This window comes from Stenotrophomonas sp. CS3K5, assembly GCF_059515225.1.
Map to the genome: position 1 here is coordinate 337,778 of NZ_JCAKRX010000003.1, position 14,872 is coordinate 352,649.

Sequence of the window (14,872 nt, forward strand, 5' to 3'; positions counted from 1 at the left end):
GCCAGTCTCAGTCATCCGGGTCGTAGCGGGTCGCCCGGCGGATGCTGTCGCCGTCGAAACCCCGCCGGGCCAGTAGATCGGCGGCCTTGCGCCGCTGCGTCAGGTCCTGCGGGCCGGCCTCACCGAAGCGGCGGCGGACCAGATCACGGGCGTTTTCCTGCCAATCGCCCTCGTAGCTGTCCATCGCGGCGGCGATTGCCGCGCTGTCTAGACCGTGGGTACCCAGTTCGGCGCGGACATGGATCGGGCCATAGCCGGTGTTGGCGCGCATCCGCACCAGGTTCTCGGCAAAGCGGGTGTCATCCTGCCAGCCGGCCTCGGTCAGCTTGGCGACAGCGGCCTGTGCGGCTTCGTCTTCGATACCCCGCGCAGTCAACTTGCGGGTGAGTTCCTTGCGCGAGTGCTCACGGCGGACCAGCAGGCCCAGTGCCCGTTGTACGGGAGTCTGCTCGCGTGGCCGGCGCTTGCGGCCAGTCGGAATGTCTTCGGCGTCGGACATCGGTACTCCAAGGGTGGCGCCGTCCGTGGCGCCCTGCCCATCCCTGGGCGATTCGAACCTGCGGGACAGGGCAACGTCACTGACGGCGCCACCCTGCCCCACAGCAAGCCTTACTCGTCGTCGCCGTCGTCGTCGCCTTCCTCGCGGGCCGCTTCGGCCGGCTGGAACTTCTCGCGCAGCTCGGCTTCGAGCTTGGCGGCGACGGTCGGGTTGTCGCGCAGGTAGCCGCGGGCGTTGTCCTTGCCCTGGCCAATACGCTCTTCACCGTAGCTGTACCAAGCGCCGGCCTTCTCGACCAGCTTGGCCTCCACGCCCATGTCGATCAGTTCGCCTTCGCGGCTGATGCCCTCGCCGTACAGGATCTCGGTGATGACCTGCTTGAACGGCGGCGCCAGCTTGTTCTTGACGACTTTGATCTTGGTCTGGTTGCCGATGATCTCGTCGCCCTTCTTGATCGCGCCGATGCGGCGGATGTCCAGGCGGACCGAGGCGTAGAACTTCAGCGCGTTGCCGCCGGTGGTGGTTTCCGGGCTCTGACCCGGCATCATCACGCCGATCTTCATGCGCAGCTGGTTGATGAAGATCACCAGGGTGTTGGAGCGCTTGATGTTGCCGGTCAGCTTGCGCAGCGCCTGGCTCATCAGGCGGGCCTGCAGGCCCGGCAGCTGGTCGCCCATCTCGCCTTCGATTTCGGCCTTCGGAGTCAGCGCGGCGACCGAGTCGATCACCAGGATGTCCACCGAGCCCGAACGGACCAGCATGTCGGCGATTTCCAGCGCCTGCTCACCGGTATCCGGCTGCGACAGCAGCAGATCATCCACGTTCACGCCCAGCTTGCCGGCGTAGATCGGATCCAGCGCGTGCTCGGCGTCGATGAACGCTGCAGTGCCGCCCATCTTCTGGCATTCGGCGATGGCCTGCAGGGTCAGCGTGGTCTTGCCCGAGGATTCCGGCCCGTAGATCTCAACGACACGGCCCTTCGGCAGGCCGCCAATGCCCAGTGCGATGTCAAGCATCAGCGAGCCGGTCGGGATGGCTTCAACGGGCTCGACCACGCGGTCGCCCATGCGCATCACCGAGCCCTTGCCGAACTGCTTCTCGATCTGGCCCAGAGCTGCAGCGAGGGCGCGCTTCTTGTTCTCGTCCATCGGAGGGGTCCTTGCAGAGGTGGAATCGTTGGAGGTGCTGTCTTTGGGGGTCTTCTTTGCCATGGGCTCACTTTAAGTCGGACGTATCGCACAGGCTGAGATTCTGCCCGGCGCTCTGAAAAGAATTATCGGACATCCGTACCAACCTCAGTGGAACCAGAGAATCGCCACAAAAGACCGCGGGGTAATGCACTGTGAGAGAAGTCAACGGTTGGGCCGCAGCAGGCCGCAATAGAGACCTTCGATAGCGAAGTCCTGGTCCGGAAGCACCTCGATCGGCTTGTAATCGGGATTGCGCGGCAGCAGGCGGATACGGTCCTTGGCGATCTTCAGCAGCTTGACCGTGATCTCGTCATCGATGCGCGCCACCACGATCTGCCCGGAATGGGCATCGCGGGTGCGGTGCACGCCGATCAAGTCCCCGTCGAAGATGCCTTCGTCGATCATCGAATCGCCCTGCACCTTCAGCAGGTAATCCGGTGCCGGCGAGAAGAACACCCGGTCCAGTACCACGAAATCGTCCGAGCCGATGTCTGCGCCGATCGGCAGACCCGCAGCGACCCGACCCAGCACCGGCAGGCGCAGGACGCTGTCGGGCAGCCCCGGCTCGGCCAGCTTCTCGACCGCGGGGGCCTGCACCAGACGGATGCCGCGGGCCTGGCCCGGAATGCGCCGGATCGCACCGGCCTGCTCAAGGGCTTCCAGGTGGTACTGGGCCGCGCGTACGCCCTTGAAGCCGAACGCACGTGCGATTTCAGTCTGCGACGGCGGTGCGCCTTCGCTCTCGATACGCTCGGCGATCAACTGCAGGATCGCCTGCTGGGTGTCGGTCAGGTCCATGGTTAGTAGTATTACTACTAATATCCGGGACTGCAAGTGCCGGGGGCAACAGACAGCCGATGGAGTGGCCTGTCGTGCCGAGCCATGCTCGGCAGGCGGGTGAACGCGCGATTGGCGAAGGCATAAGCAAGAGCAGCCGACCAGCGGTCGGCTCTACGGGAACCGCTGCGGCAATCACACTACGTGTGCTTGCCGCTTCTCCAGATCGAAAACAGGATCCACACGCCGCAGAAGCCGGCGCCGATGAAGCCGCACACCCCCAGCGCCAGCAGCCAGCGGCTGGAAACACCGCCGACGCTGTGCATCACGATCGACGAGCCGATGATCAGCGCGGCCGTGACGATGCCCATCACCAGCCGGTTCGCGGCGCGGTTGACCTGCTCGCCGAAGCCCTGCAGCGCGCTGGTTTCCACTTTCAGCTGCAGCCGGCCACGACGCGCTGCCTGTACCAGTTTGCGCAGGTCGCGCGGCAGTTCACCGGCAAAATCGACCAGGCCCAGCAGGCTGCGCCGGCCGCGCTTGAGCAGCGCCCTGGGTGCGTAGCGTTGCAACACCACGCGTTCAAGGAACGGGCGCGCAGCGCTGGCCATGTCGAAATCCGGATCAAGCTGCCGGCCCATGCCTTCCAGGGTCAGGAAGGCCTTGATCATCAAGGCCAGATCGGCCGGCAGGGTCAGGCTGTAGCTGCGCAGCAGCTGGGTGATGTCGCCCAGCATCAGGCCGATGCGCAAGTCCTTCAGCGGCACGCCGCGGTACTGGTCGACGAACTGGCTGATGTCGTGCTGCAGCCGGTTCTCGTCCACCTCCACGCCACCGGCCCAGTCCAGCAGCACGTCGGCCACCCCCTGCGGGTCCTGTTCGACCAGGCCGTGCAGCAACTGCGCCACCTGGAAACGGCGCACCTCGGACAACGCGCCGACCATGCCGAAATCGATCACGCCGATGCGGCCGTCACGCAGGTAGATGATGTTGCCAGGGTGCGGATCGGCGTGGAAGCTGCCGTCCTCGAGCACCATCTTCAACACGATGTCGGCGCCGCGCCGGGCCAGTTCGCGGCGGTCCAGCCCCGCCGCATCGACGCCAGCCAGATCACGGCCGGGAATGCCGTCGACGAAGTCCTGCACGTTCAGGCTCTCGCAGGTCCACTGCCAGTGCACGCCTGGGATCAGGATGTCGTCACGGCCGTTGAAATTGCGCGCGATGCGCTCGGCGTTGCGGCATTCGGCAGCGAAATCCAGTTCGCGGCGCAGGGAAACGGTGAACTGCTGCACGACCTCGGCCGGGCGGTAGCGGCGCAGGTCCGGCAGGCGGGCTTCAACGATCTCGGCCAGCCGCGCCAGCAGGCGCAGGTCGGCTTCGACCACGTCACGGATGCCCGGGCGGCGCACCTTCAGGACCACTTCACTGCCGTCGTGCAGGCGCGCACGATGGGCCTGTGCCAGCGAGGCGGCGGCCATCGGCGTTTCATCAAGAAAGGCGAACACCTCGGCCGGCGCAGCGCCGAGGTCGGCCTCCAGCTGCGCACGGATCTCGGCATACGGCAACGCCGGAACTGCGTTCTGCAGCTCGGACAACTCGGCGATCCACTCCGGCGGCAGCAGGTCCACGCGCGTGGCCAGCACCTGGCCAAGCTTGACGAAGGTGGGGCCCAGATCCTGCATCGCGCTGCGCACCCGCACCGGCGCGGTCATCCGCAGCAGTTCCTGGCGGTCCTCGTTCCAGTGCAGCAGGCGCCCTGCCCGCTCCAGCGTGGTGGCCAGGCCGATGCGCCGCACCACGTCGCCGAAGCCGTAGCGGATCAGGACGACCGCGATTTCCTGCAGTCGGCCCAGGTCACGGACCGTGCCCAGCGTTTCCCACATCATGCGTGCTCCGGACGATTACCGGAGCAGCATGTCACAGCTGGGCGTCGATGCCGCGCAACGCCGCCGCAACGGTTTGCCGGCGGATGGCTTCGCGGTCGCCATCGAACTGGAACAACTCGGCGCGGGCATAGCCGCCACGGCGCTTCCAGCCGATCCAGACACTGCCGACCGGCTTGTCCGGGCTGCCACCGCCGGGGCCGGCGATGCCGGTGACCGCCACCGCGATGCCGGCACCGGAGTTGACCAGGGCGCCGGACACCATCTCCAGCACGGTCTCACGGCTGACCGCACCGAACTGCTCCAGGGTCTGCGCGCGTACTCCAAGCAGGCGCTGCTTGGCCTCGTAGCTGTAGACCACCATGCCGCAGTCGAAGAACGCCGAGGAGCCGGCGACATCGGTCATGCATTTGGCGATCCAGCCGCCACTACAGCTTTCGGCGGTCACCAGCTGCAGCGAGGCCTGCTGCAGGCGCTGCCCAAGTGCGGCGGACTGGGCGTTGAGATCGGCGTCGGTGGGGATGGACATCGGCATGACGGTGGGGTGAAGAACCTGCACGTTGTACCGCAGATGACCGGTTGATGTCGCGCGCCGCTGCATTGGCAGTCGCCGGGCATGGCCCGGCGCTACCTCACCACTCCGGCAGTTTCTCCGGCAGCAGGGCGCGGATCGGTGCACCGTCGGCGCTGGCGGCCAGCTTCTCGGCCTCGGCGATCGGCAGGTCGACCTGCAGCAGCCAGCCTTCCTCGTCGGCCTGCTCGCTGCGGATCACTTCCAGCTGGTGCAGGCGCGCGCGCAGGCGTCCGGCATCCGGCGGCAGGCGCAGCTCGCCGGTGACGTGCTGCAGGCCCAGGCGCTTGCCCAGCACCGCCTGCAACAGCTCCAGGCCCTGACCGTCGCGTGCGGAAATCCACACCCGTTCACGCCGCGATTCGTCGGGCACGCCGTCCTGACCGTCGTGGCGGACATCGGCGCCGTCGATACGGTCGATCTTGTTGAACACCAGCAACTGCGGCAGATCGCCGGCGCCAACCGCAGTCAGCACCTCGTCCACCTGCGCGATGCGCTCCTCGCGGTGCGGATCGGCGGCGTCGACCACGTGCAGCAGGAAATCGGCCTCGCGCGCCTCGGACAGGGTCGAGCGGAACGCGGCAACCAGGTCATGCGGCAGGTCGCGGACGAACCCGACGGTGTCAGCCAGCACCACGTTGCCGCCCGGCACCGCGATGCGGCGCACGGTCGGGTCCAGCGTGGCGAACAACTGATCGGCGGCGTAGGCCTCAGCGCCGGTCATGGCGTTGAACAGCGTCGACTTGCCGGCATTGGTATAGCCCACCAGGGCCACACGCGGCAGTTCGCTGCGCACGCGGGCACGGCGCATCTGGGTGCGCTGCACCTCGACCTTCTCAAGCCGCTTCTGCAGCTGCTCGACGCGCTTCTGCAGCAGGCGGCGGTCGGTTTCCAGCTGGGTTTCACCGGGGCCACGCAGGCCGATCGAGCCGCCGCGCTGGCGCTCCAGGTGGGTCCAGCCACGCACCAGCCGGGTTGCCAGATGGCGCAGCTGGGCCAGTTCGACCTGCAGCTTGCCCTCGTGGCTGTGCGCACGCTGGGCGAAGATGTCCAGGATCAGGCCGGTACGGTCGATCACCCGGCGTTCCAGGAACCGTTCCAGGTTGCGCTCCTGGCCCGGGCTCAACGCATGGTTGACCAGGATCAGGTCGGCCCCGCTGGCATCGGCCGCCGCCTTGATCTCGTCCAGCTTGCCGCTGCCGATCAGGGTCGACGGGTTGGGACGGTCCAGGCGCGCGGTGATCGTCGCGGCGATGCTGGCCCCGGCCGAGCGGGCCAGATCACCGAACTCTTCCAGCACATCGTCTTCCAGCTTGCCGAAATGCGGCTGGATCAACAGGGCGTGTTCGCCCTTCTTCGAGCGGTCAAACATTCACCGCTCCGGTCTTACTCGTCTGCTTCATCACCTGCCTGACCACCTTCACTGGACTGCACATAGCCGCCACCCGGGCCCACCTTCACGTTGCGTGCAGGCACCACCGTGGAAATGGCGTGCTTGTAGACCATCTGGCTCACCGTATTGCGAAGCAGGACCACGAACTGGTCGAAAGACTCGATCGTGCCCTGCAGCTTGATGCCGTTGACCAGGTACACCGAAACCGGCACGCGCTCGCGCCGCAGTGCGTTCAAGAAAGGATCCTGCAGCGATTGCCCCTTGGACATTGCACACTCCTGATTATTGTTCTTATTGGGTTGCCGACGGTTTGCCACGGCCCCCGAGCCGCCCGCCGACCGATGATGTTACACGGCTGGCGGGGGTTCAGCGTGCGACGAAGGTCGACACCGCCTCGGCCAGTCGCTCCTGGTCGATGTGGGGGTCGAACCAGCGCCCATCAAGCTCGCCGCGCAGCCAGGTCAGCTGGCGCTTGGCCAGCTGGCGGGTGGCGAAGATCGCCTTGTCCCGGAAACGGGCGGCATCGCCGTCCCCGTCCAGGTATTCCCAGGCCTGGCGATAGCCGACCGCGCGCACCGCCGGCAGGTCCAACGGCGCCTCCACCGCGGCCATTTCCGGCATCGCGCGCAACGCCCGCACCTCGTCGAGGAAGCCCTGCGCCAGCATGGTGTCGAAGCGCGCCTCGATGCGCTGGTGCAGCACCGCACGCTCACGCGGCGCCAGGATCAGCTTCAGGGTGCGCACCGGCAACGGCGCCACGCCCGGGCGGCGCTGCCATTCACTGATCGGCGTGCCGGTGAGGCGGTAGACCTCCAGCGCCCGCTGGATGCGCTGCGGGTCGGTGGCGTGGATACGCGCGGCGGCAGCCGGATCGACCCCGGCCAGCTCGGCATGCAATGCCGCCCAGCCCCGTTCGGCGGCCTCGGCGGCCAGCACCGCACGCAGCTCCGGATCGGCCTCCGGCATCGGCGACAGGCCCTGCAGCAGGGCCCGGAAATACAGGCCGGTGCCGCCGGCCAGGATCGGCGTCCTGCCGCGCGCCACGATATCGGCCACCACGCGGCCGGCATCGGCCGCGAATTCGGCCGCCGAATAGGTCTGCCACGGATCACGCAGGTCCAGCAGATGGTGCGGCGCCTGTGCACGCTCGGCCGCATCAGGCTTGGCTGAGCCGATATCCAGATGGCGGTAGACCAGCGCCGAATCGACGCTGACGATTTCGCCATCCAGCTGCCGGGCCAGCGCGATCGCGGTGGCGGTCTTGCCGCTGGCGGTCGGCCCCATCACGGCGATCGCCAGTGGCCGCCGGTCGGCGCCCATCAGTCTTCGTCCGGCCAGCGGATCGCCGGCGTGGCGTCGGCGCGCGGCGTCGGCACCGCATCGACGGCCTGCCAGATCTTCAACGCATCGACGGTGGCGGCCACATCGTGCACGCGCACGATACGGGCACCTCTTTGGACCGCGATCAGATGCGCCGCCACCGAGGCAGCCACGCGTTCGGAGGGCGTGTCGCGGCCGGTCAGTTCGCCGAGGCTGCGCTTGCGCGACAGCCCGGCCAGCATCGGAACGCCCAGCTCCAGGAAGCGCTCCGAGCGCGCCAGCAGGGTCAGGTTGTGGGCGGTGGTCTTGCCGAAACCGAAACCGGGATCGATCAGCAGGTTCTTCCTGGCGATGCCAGCCATCTCGGCAGCGAACAGGCGCTGCACCAGGAAGCCATGCACCTCGGCAACCACATCGTCGTAGTGGGGGTCGGCCTGCATATGCCCCGGCTCGCCCTGCATGTGCATCAGCACCACCGGCACGCCGGCGTCGGCAGCCGCTTCCAGTGCGCCTTCCTGGCGCAGGCCGAAAATGTCATTGATCATGCCGGCGCCGGCGGCCACCGCTGCGCGCATCACCTCCGGCTTGAAGGTGTCGATGCTGATCGGCACGGCGCTGCGCGCGGCCAACTGCTCGATCACCGGGATCACCCGACGCAGCTCCTCCTCGACCGATACCGGCGCAGCGCCCGGACGGGTCGATTCGCCGCCGATGTCGAGCAGGTCGGCGCCCTCCTCGACCAGCTTCAGGCCGTGGGCGACCGCGGCCTCGGTGGTGTCGTGCGCGCCGCCATCGGAGAACGAGTCCGGGGTGACGTTGACGATGCCCATGACCCGGGCACGGTCCAGGCGCAGGATGCGGCCGGCGCAATCGAGCTGGGGCGAGGTATCGAACATGGGTGATCCTGCTGGGACAACGGCAGGTAGTTTAGTTCGGCAGGGCGGCGCCCTGCACCCGCAGAGGCCGGAGCAACAGCAACAGCGGGTTTCCTGTGGGATGGCGCGGTGGGTCCGGTTGCGGGGGCGCCGTAAATACGTCCATGTAGGCTCGGTCGCGCCATCCAAGGCGCTCACGCCCGCGCAACCGGACCCACCCCGCCTTCGACAGATCTCGGCGATCTGTCGTAGATCCACGCCATGCGTGGATGAATCTCCATCGGAATCGAATATTTCGAACTGGAATCGAAATGCATCCACGCATGGCGAAGACCTGCCGTGTTGACCAAGGTCGACACCTACCAACAGCGACCGGAATCTGTCAGAGGTGGGGTGGTGTCGGAGTGCGGGGTGTCAGCCGCATGGATGCGGCTGCCAAGCCTACACGGACGTACTTGCGGCGTCCCCGCACTCCGACACCGCCCCGCCATCCCACGAAATGTAGCTGTTGCTGTTGCTGCTGAGGTTGCCGGCCAGCGGCCGGAACTACCACGGGTGCAGGGCGCAGCCCTGCTGCCCCGCTCAACGGCGGCGGCGCTTGCGGTCCACGTACAGGGTCTTGGCGATGCTCAGCACGATGCCGACCGCGATGCCCACCACACAGCCCAGCAGCAGGTTGTCGGCGCCCAGGCCTACACCCACGCCGACCACCGTGGCGATGATCATTTCGACAGTGTGGGAAATGGGTTCGGGCTTCGGGGCGGACATGCAGACTCCAGCGTCAGATCGGTACATCGGGAGGGGCCGGGGGCCCGGAAACGACGAAGCCGGGTTGCCCCGGCCTCGTCTGGTGTCACCTGCAGCCGGCCGTCAGTGCGACTCGGCCGGGCCTGCGATCGGCGGCAGCGGACGGGCGTCGCCGCCCTTGTCGTTGCCACCGTCCTTGTTCGACTTGTTCCAGCCGGCCGGCGGCGGCGGGTCGCGGCCTTCCATGATGGCGTCGATCTGCGGCGCGTCGATGGTCTCGTACTGCAGCAGCAGCTGCGACATCGCGTGCAGCTTGTCGATGTTGTCGGTCAGCAGCTGCGTGGTGCGGGCGTAGGCCTTGTCGAGGATGTTGCGTACTTCCTCGTCGATGCGGCGCGCGGTGTCGTTGGACACGCTCTTGTGCTGGGTGACCGAGCGGCCCAGGAACACCTCGTCGTCCTCTTCGCCATAGGCGATCGGGCCGAGCTGCTCGGACAGGCCCCACTTGGTGACCATGTTGCGGGCCATCTTGGTGGCGCGCTCGATGTCGTTGGAGGCACCGGTGGTGACCTTGTCCTCACCGAAGATCAGTTCTTCAGCGACACGGCCGCCGTACAGAGAGCACAGCTGCGACTGGATCGCCACGCGGTTCATCGAATACTTGTCGCCCTCCGGCAGGTACATGGTCACACCCAGCGCACGGCCGCGCGGAATGATGGTGACCTTGTAGACCGGGTCGTGCTCGGGCACCAGGCGGCCGACGATGGCGTGGCCCGCCTCGTGGTACGCGGTCAGCGTCTTCTCGTCCTCGCTCATGGCCATCGAGCGGCGCTCGGCACCCATCAGGATCTTGTCGCGGGCACGGTCGAAGTGGTCCATGCGGACTTCCTTCTCGTTGCCGCGCGCGGCGAACAGGGCCGCCTCGTTGCAGAGGTTGGCCAGGTCGGCACCAGAGAAGCCCGGGGTACCGCGCGCGATCACCATCGGTTCGACGTCGTCGGCCAGCGGCAGCTTGCGCATGTGCACCTTCAGGATGTGCTCGCGGCCCTTCACGTCCGGCAGGCCGACCACGACCTGGCGGTCGAAGCGGCCCGGACGCAGCAGCGCCGGGTCCAGCACGTCCGGACGGTTGGTCGCGGCGATCACGATCACGCCTTCGCCACCCTCGAAACCATCCATTTCGACCAGCAGCTGGTTCAGGGTCTGCTCGCGCTCGTCATGACCGCCGCCCAGGCCGGCACCACGGTGGCGACCGACGGCATCGATTTCGTCGATGAAAATGATGCACGGGGCGTGCTTTTTGGCCTGCTCGAACATGTCGCGCACGCGGCTGGCGCCGACGCCGACGAACATTTCCACGAAGTCCGAACCGGAGATCGAGAAGAACGGCACCTTGGCTTCGCCGGCGATGGCCTTGGCCAGCAGCGTCTTGCCGGTACCCGGCGGGCCGACCATCAGCACGCCGCGCGGGATCTTGCCGCCCAGCTTGGTGAACTTGGACGGGTCACGCAGGAAGTCGACCAGTTCGCCCACTTCTTCCTTGGCCTCGTCGCAGCCGGCGACGTCGGCGAAGGTCACCTTGATCTGGTCTTCGCCCTGCAGCTTGGCGCGCGACTTGCCGAAGGACATCGCACCCTTGGCACCGCCGCCACCGCCCTGCATCTGGCGCATGATGAACAGCCAGAAGCCGATGATCAGGATGACCGGCAGGAAATTCATCAGGATCGCGCCGAGGGAAATGCCGCTGGACGGCTCCTCCTGCACGATTTCCACGTTCTTGGTGCGCAGCACGTTGATCAGGTCACGATCGAACGGCGCGGTGATGGTGGACGACTGCCCACCGCGGGTGGTGTAGGTCAGCTGGCTGGTGCCGCCGCGCATGTCGCCGCCGAAGGCGACCTTCTGCACGTTGCCGCTGTCCACCTGGTCCAGGAACTGCGAATACGACGCGCCCTGCGCCCCAGCCCCGGAGGTCTTGGGCGAGAAGCTCTGGAAGACCACCATCAGCACGACGGCGACGACCACCCATAGCAGGAGGTTCTTGGTCAAGTCGTTCATCCTCATTGGCTCCGGTGTTCCTCTTAGTGCTGGCGTTGCGTTGGGGTCGAACTTGCGAACGTTGCGAGCTTACTTCATGTGGGCGCGTTTTCCCTGACCCAAGGCATACACCTCGGGAGAGCGCTTGCGCGACGCTTCCGGCTTGCGGATGGAAACCTTGTCGTACCGGCGGCGCATGTCGCGCACGTAGTCGTCAAAGCCTTCGCCCTGGAACAGCTTGATCAGGAATGCCCCACCGGTCTTGAGGTGGTTGTCGGCAAAATCCAGGGCCAGCTCCGCCAGGTGCATCATCCGCGGCTGGTCGACCGCGCCCACACCACTCTTATTGGGGGCCATGTCCGACAGCACAAGGTCTACCGGCTGATCCCCGAGCATGGCTTCAAACTGCGATAGGACGGCTTCTTCCCTGAAGTCACCGTGAAGGAACTCCACGCCGGCCAGCGGCGGCATGTCCAGGATGTCCAGGGCCAGCACGCGGCCGGTATCGCCAATCTGTCTCCGCACCTGCTGAGACCATCCGCCAGGGGCCGCGCCGAGGTCGACCACCACCATGTGCGGCTTCAGCAACCGGTCACGTTCGAGCAGCTCTTCGAGCTTGTAGGCGGCGCGCGAGCGCATACCTTCGGCCTGCGCCTTCTTCACGAAGGGGTCGGAGAAGTGTTCCTTGAGCCAGCGCTGGCTGCTTTTGCTGCGGGTAGCCATTGAAAATAGGGGCGGATGGGGTCCTCATGATACCCTGATCGCCCCATTCAACCGTCTTTTCCTGCATGTCCATCGCCCTGACCGCCTCCCAGACCCGTTTCCTGCGCGGCCAAGCCCACGACCTGAAGGCCCTGCTGCAGACCGGCGGCAAGGGCGTGACCCCGGCCTTCCTCGCTGAGCTGAACGAAGTGCTGGAGCGCCACGAACTGGTGAAGGTGAAGGTCGCTGCCGAGGACCGCGAAGCGCGTGATGTGATGATCGGCGAGATCGTCGACGCCACCGAGAGCGCGCTGGTGCAGCGCATCGGCCACGTCGCCGTGCTGTACCGCCCGAGCAAGGAACAGCGCCAGATCGTGCTGCCGCGCGGCTGATCGCCCTACCGCCATGCAGCTGAACCACGAGCCGCCTGATTACGCCTACAGCCTGCGCGCCGCCGACGGCCGTTCGGCGCGGGTCAACGAACAGGTGCTGGCCAGTAGTTTCTTCCTGACCCCTGACCAGCTGGTCGAGCACTGGCCGGTGGTGCGTTCGGCCGAGCTGCAACTGGTCGACCTGGAACCGATCCTGGCGCTGAACCCGGCGTTGATCGTGCTCGGCACCGGTGATCGCCAGGTGTTTCCGCCGGCTGCAGTGATGGCGGCCTGCCTGTCCCGCGGCATCGGCCTGGAAGTGATGAACAACCCCGCCGCCGCACGCACGTTCAACATTCTCGCCGGCGAAGGCCGCAAGGTCGCGGCCGCCTTCATTCTGGAAGGCTGAGGTTGCGCCGCCGGGCGTGGCCCGGCGCTACCCGTGCGTGGTGGTACAACGAAAGGCCGAGAAGTCCTTCAGCCGCCCGATCAGGCTGCCGCCCTGGCCCCAGCGGATATCCATGACCTTCCAGTCCTGGCCCTGCCTCTGCAGCAGGACCCGGTCGGTCCAGCGATAGTCGCCTATCGCCATCTCGACAGGCATCCAGGCGGCATCGCCGCTCGTCGCGGGCAGCCCCACCTTTACCGTTTCCGGCCGATCCGGTGCCATGAGATAGGGGCTCTGGTCCAGCATGTGCGGCTTTTCGTCGGGCGCAGCCAGTGCGGTGCAGGCCTGTTCATAGCCGCGCTGCGCATCGATGGCAGCGCGCAGGGCATCGCCCAGCAGCGGCGCGATCAGCGCTTGATCCGGCCCGCTGTTCTGCAGGGCCGCGTAGAAGCGGGTGGCGACGTCATGGGGATTGCTGGCTGCGGTTGCCAGCGGGGCGACGATGAGCAGCGCGAGAGCGGAGGCAAGGCGGGACATGGGACACCGGGTCGACAGGGTCCGCCCAAGAATGCCGTGCATTCCATTCGCCGTGAAGATCATTCTGCGACACGCCAGATCGCAGATGCCCGCGTCTCTGCGATACCTGAGTCGAGCGTGACTCGACTCTACAGGTCAGGAACGCCGGGCATGGCCCGGCGCTACCCGTATCTGCCCGCGTCAGCGCGCCGGCAGATACTGCTGCGGGTCAACCGGCTTGCCGTTGTAACGGATCTCGAAGTGGACCATGTCGCGGTTTGCACCGGTACGGCCCATCTCGGCAATCTGCTCACCGGCCTTCACGCTCTGGCCTTCGTTCACCAGGCGCTTGCGGTTGTGGCCATAGGCCGACAGCCACTGGTCGCTGTGCTTGATGATGATCAGCTCACCGTAACCTACCAGTCCGGCGCCGGAATACACCACCACGCCGTTGGCGGTGGCCTTCACCGCCTGGCCGCTGGTGCCGGCAATGTCCACGCCCTGCTTGGTCGCATCACCGGCGACATAGCGGCCAACGATCGCACCATCGGCTGGCCAGCGCCAGGCGATGTTGCTCTTCACCGGCCCCGCCGGTGCGGTGACCGGCGCAGTGCTGCCGGCACTGCCGCCCGGACGCGGCGCAGTCACCACGGTCGTGGGCGCGCGGCCACCGCTGGCACCCGGCGGATACAGGCGGATCACCTGTCCGGGATGGATGGTCGAGGGATTGTCCAGGCTGTTCCAGGCAATCAGGTCGGCCGGCGTGATGTCGTGGATGCGGGCCAGTGCATAGATGGTGTCGCCTTTACGCACGACCACGGTCTGCCCCGGCTTGGGCACCGAGGTCTTCGGCGTGGTCACGCCACCACTGCTGCTGCCGCCACCCGGTCGGACCACGGTGGCGGTGCCGCAGGCAGCCAGGGTGGAAACCAGCACAGCCAGCGCGCCGATGCGCACTCCCTTGCTCAGACGATCAGGACTCATGCGAACTTCGACCTCCATACAAGCCAGGCAATCAGCACCACCACCAACGCGGTGGCGATCCAGCCCAGCGGTTCAATCCAGCGGCGCAGCGCCGCTTCGGCACGCGCACCGCCGATACGGATGACCGCGGCCAGCACGTACACGCGCTTGCCACGACCGATCAACATGCTCAACAGGTATTGCGGCATGGGTACGCCGACGATACCCGATGCCCACGTGAAGACCTTCATCGGGATGGGCATGAAACCGCCCAGCACCAGGAAGGTGAACACCGCCCACGGCGACTCGGCCATCTTCGCCTGCACGGTGGTGATGCCCTGCTCGATCGCCGGCAGCATGCCCAGCGCCTCGAACAGCGGCTTGATCGCCTCGAAGGCGAAGTGGCCCAGCGCATAGCCGACTACCGCGCCGACCATCGACCCGGCCAGGCTGAGGGTGGCGAACCACCAGCCACGCTTCGGCTGGGCCACGCACATCGGTGCCAGCATCACCTCCGGCATCACCGGAAAGATGATCGCCTCGAAGAAGCTCAATACCGTCAGGTAGGTCGGTGCGCGCTCGTGCGCCGCCCACTTCATCGCCCGCTCGTACAGCGGCCCGAAAATCTTCATGCAACCCC

Annotated in this window: 17 protein-coding genes; 2 read left to right on the plus strand and 15 right to left on the minus strand. The window is 66.7% G+C overall.

Annotated features, from left to right (window positions below):
- Positions 1 to 7: 7 nt before the first annotated feature.
- From recX to rlmE, 12 genes are all read right to left on the minus strand, one after another.
- Positions 8 to 499 carry a recombination regulator RecX gene (recX, locus tag AC5YGJ_RS06605; protein ID WP_005409024.1) on the minus strand — a complete coding sequence of 164 codons (492 nt, stop codon included), beginning with the start codon at positions 497 to 499 and terminating at the stop codon, positions 8 to 10.
- A gap of 110 nt (positions 500 to 609) precedes the next feature.
- Positions 610 to 1,647: a recombinase RecA gene (recA, locus tag AC5YGJ_RS06610; protein ID WP_057498318.1), complete on the minus strand. Its 1,038-nt coding sequence runs from the start codon at positions 1,645 to 1,647 to the stop codon at positions 610 to 612.
- 204 nt (positions 1,648 to 1,851) lie between these two features.
- Entirely contained in the window at positions 1,852 to 2,487 is a 636-nt protein-coding gene (lexA, locus tag AC5YGJ_RS06615) for a transcriptional repressor LexA (protein ID WP_057498317.1), read from the minus strand.
- Positions 2,488 to 2,666: 179 nt separating this feature from the next.
- Positions 2,667 to 4,349 carry a 2-polyprenylphenol 6-hydroxylase gene (gene ubiB, locus AC5YGJ_RS06620; protein ID WP_249844882.1) on the minus strand — a complete coding sequence of 561 codons (1,683 nt, stop codon included), beginning with the start codon at positions 4,347 to 4,349 and terminating at the stop codon, positions 2,667 to 2,669.
- A gap of 34 nt (positions 4,350 to 4,383) precedes the next feature.
- The gene (locus AC5YGJ_RS06625) at positions 4,384 to 4,878 is read right to left on the minus strand and encodes a CinA family protein (RefSeq protein ID WP_107232824.1); all 495 of its coding nucleotides are present in this window, start codon (positions 4,876 to 4,878) and stop codon (positions 4,384 to 4,386) included.
- 103 nt (positions 4,879 to 4,981) lie between these two features.
- Complete coding sequence (hflX, locus tag AC5YGJ_RS06630) at positions 4,982 to 6,292, minus strand: ribosome rescue GTPase HflX (protein WP_049445660.1); 1,311 nt, start codon at positions 6,290 to 6,292, stop codon at positions 4,982 to 4,984.
- A 14-nt stretch (positions 6,293 to 6,306) separates the two neighbouring features.
- Positions 6,307 to 6,582, minus strand: coding sequence for an RNA chaperone Hfq (hfq, locus tag AC5YGJ_RS06635; RefSeq protein WP_057498314.1), 276 nt, complete (start codon positions 6,580 to 6,582; stop codon positions 6,307 to 6,309).
- Between the two features lie 97 nt (positions 6,583 to 6,679).
- Positions 6,680 to 7,633, minus strand: a complete 954-nt coding sequence (miaA, locus tag AC5YGJ_RS06640; RefSeq protein WP_496186106.1) for a tRNA (adenosine(37)-N6)-dimethylallyltransferase MiaA — start codon at positions 7,631 to 7,633, stop codon at positions 6,680 to 6,682.
- Complete coding sequence (folP, locus tag AC5YGJ_RS06645; RefSeq protein ID WP_249844372.1) at positions 7,633 to 8,529, minus strand: dihydropteroate synthase; 897 nt, start codon at positions 8,527 to 8,529, stop codon at positions 7,633 to 7,635. The genes miaA and folP overlap by 1 nt, the downstream gene beginning before the upstream one ends.
- A 561-nt stretch (positions 8,530 to 9,090) precedes the next feature.
- Positions 9,091 to 9,276 (minus strand): hypothetical protein, encoded by a 186-nt coding sequence (locus AC5YGJ_RS06650; RefSeq protein WP_014036752.1) that lies wholly within the window; start codon positions 9,274 to 9,276, stop codon positions 9,091 to 9,093.
- A gap of 102 nt (positions 9,277 to 9,378) precedes the next feature.
- Entirely contained in the window at positions 9,379 to 11,313 is a 1,935-nt protein-coding gene (gene ftsH / locus AC5YGJ_RS06655; protein WP_162292081.1) for an ATP-dependent zinc metalloprotease FtsH, read from the minus strand.
- Between the two features lie 69 nt (positions 11,314 to 11,382).
- Positions 11,383 to 12,015, minus strand: a complete 633-nt coding sequence (rlmE, locus tag AC5YGJ_RS06660) for a 23S rRNA (uridine(2552)-2'-O)-methyltransferase RlmE (protein WP_005409014.1) — start codon at positions 12,013 to 12,015, stop codon at positions 11,383 to 11,385.
- A 65-nt stretch (positions 12,016 to 12,080) separates the two neighbouring features.
- Here rlmE and yhbY point away from each other — a divergent pair, with 65 nt between their 5' ends.
- Together yhbY and AC5YGJ_RS06670 are read left to right on the plus strand one after the other, a co-directional pair.
- Entirely contained in the window at positions 12,081 to 12,386 is a 306-nt protein-coding gene (gene yhbY, locus AC5YGJ_RS06665; protein WP_107233113.1) for a ribosome assembly RNA-binding protein YhbY, read from the plus strand.
- A 13-nt stretch (positions 12,387 to 12,399) separates the two neighbouring features.
- Positions 12,400 to 12,774 (plus strand): Mth938-like domain-containing protein, encoded by a 375-nt coding sequence (locus AC5YGJ_RS06670; RefSeq protein WP_249844373.1) that lies wholly within the window; start codon positions 12,400 to 12,402, stop codon positions 12,772 to 12,774.
- A gap of 27 nt (positions 12,775 to 12,801) precedes the next feature.
- Here the strand turns inward: AC5YGJ_RS06670 and AC5YGJ_RS06675 are convergent, their stop codons facing one another.
- The 3 genes from AC5YGJ_RS06675 to AC5YGJ_RS06685 form a co-directional block, all read right to left on the minus strand.
- On the minus strand, positions 12,802 to 13,290 hold the full coding sequence (locus AC5YGJ_RS06675) for a YqhG/Tai3 family protein (RefSeq protein ID WP_496186107.1): 489 nt from the start codon (positions 13,288 to 13,290) through the stop codon (positions 12,802 to 12,804).
- 180 nt (positions 13,291 to 13,470) lie between these two features.
- Complete coding sequence (locus AC5YGJ_RS06680) at positions 13,471 to 14,253, minus strand: peptidoglycan DD-metalloendopeptidase family protein (RefSeq protein ID WP_107233110.1); 783 nt, start codon at positions 14,251 to 14,253, stop codon at positions 13,471 to 13,473.
- Positions 14,250 to 14,864, minus strand: coding sequence for a YqaA family protein (locus tag AC5YGJ_RS06685; RefSeq protein WP_006431543.1), 615 nt, complete (start codon positions 14,862 to 14,864; stop codon positions 14,250 to 14,252). Before AC5YGJ_RS06685 ends, AC5YGJ_RS06680 begins: the two co-directional genes overlap by 4 nt.
- Positions 14,865 to 14,872 lie beyond the last annotated feature (8 nt).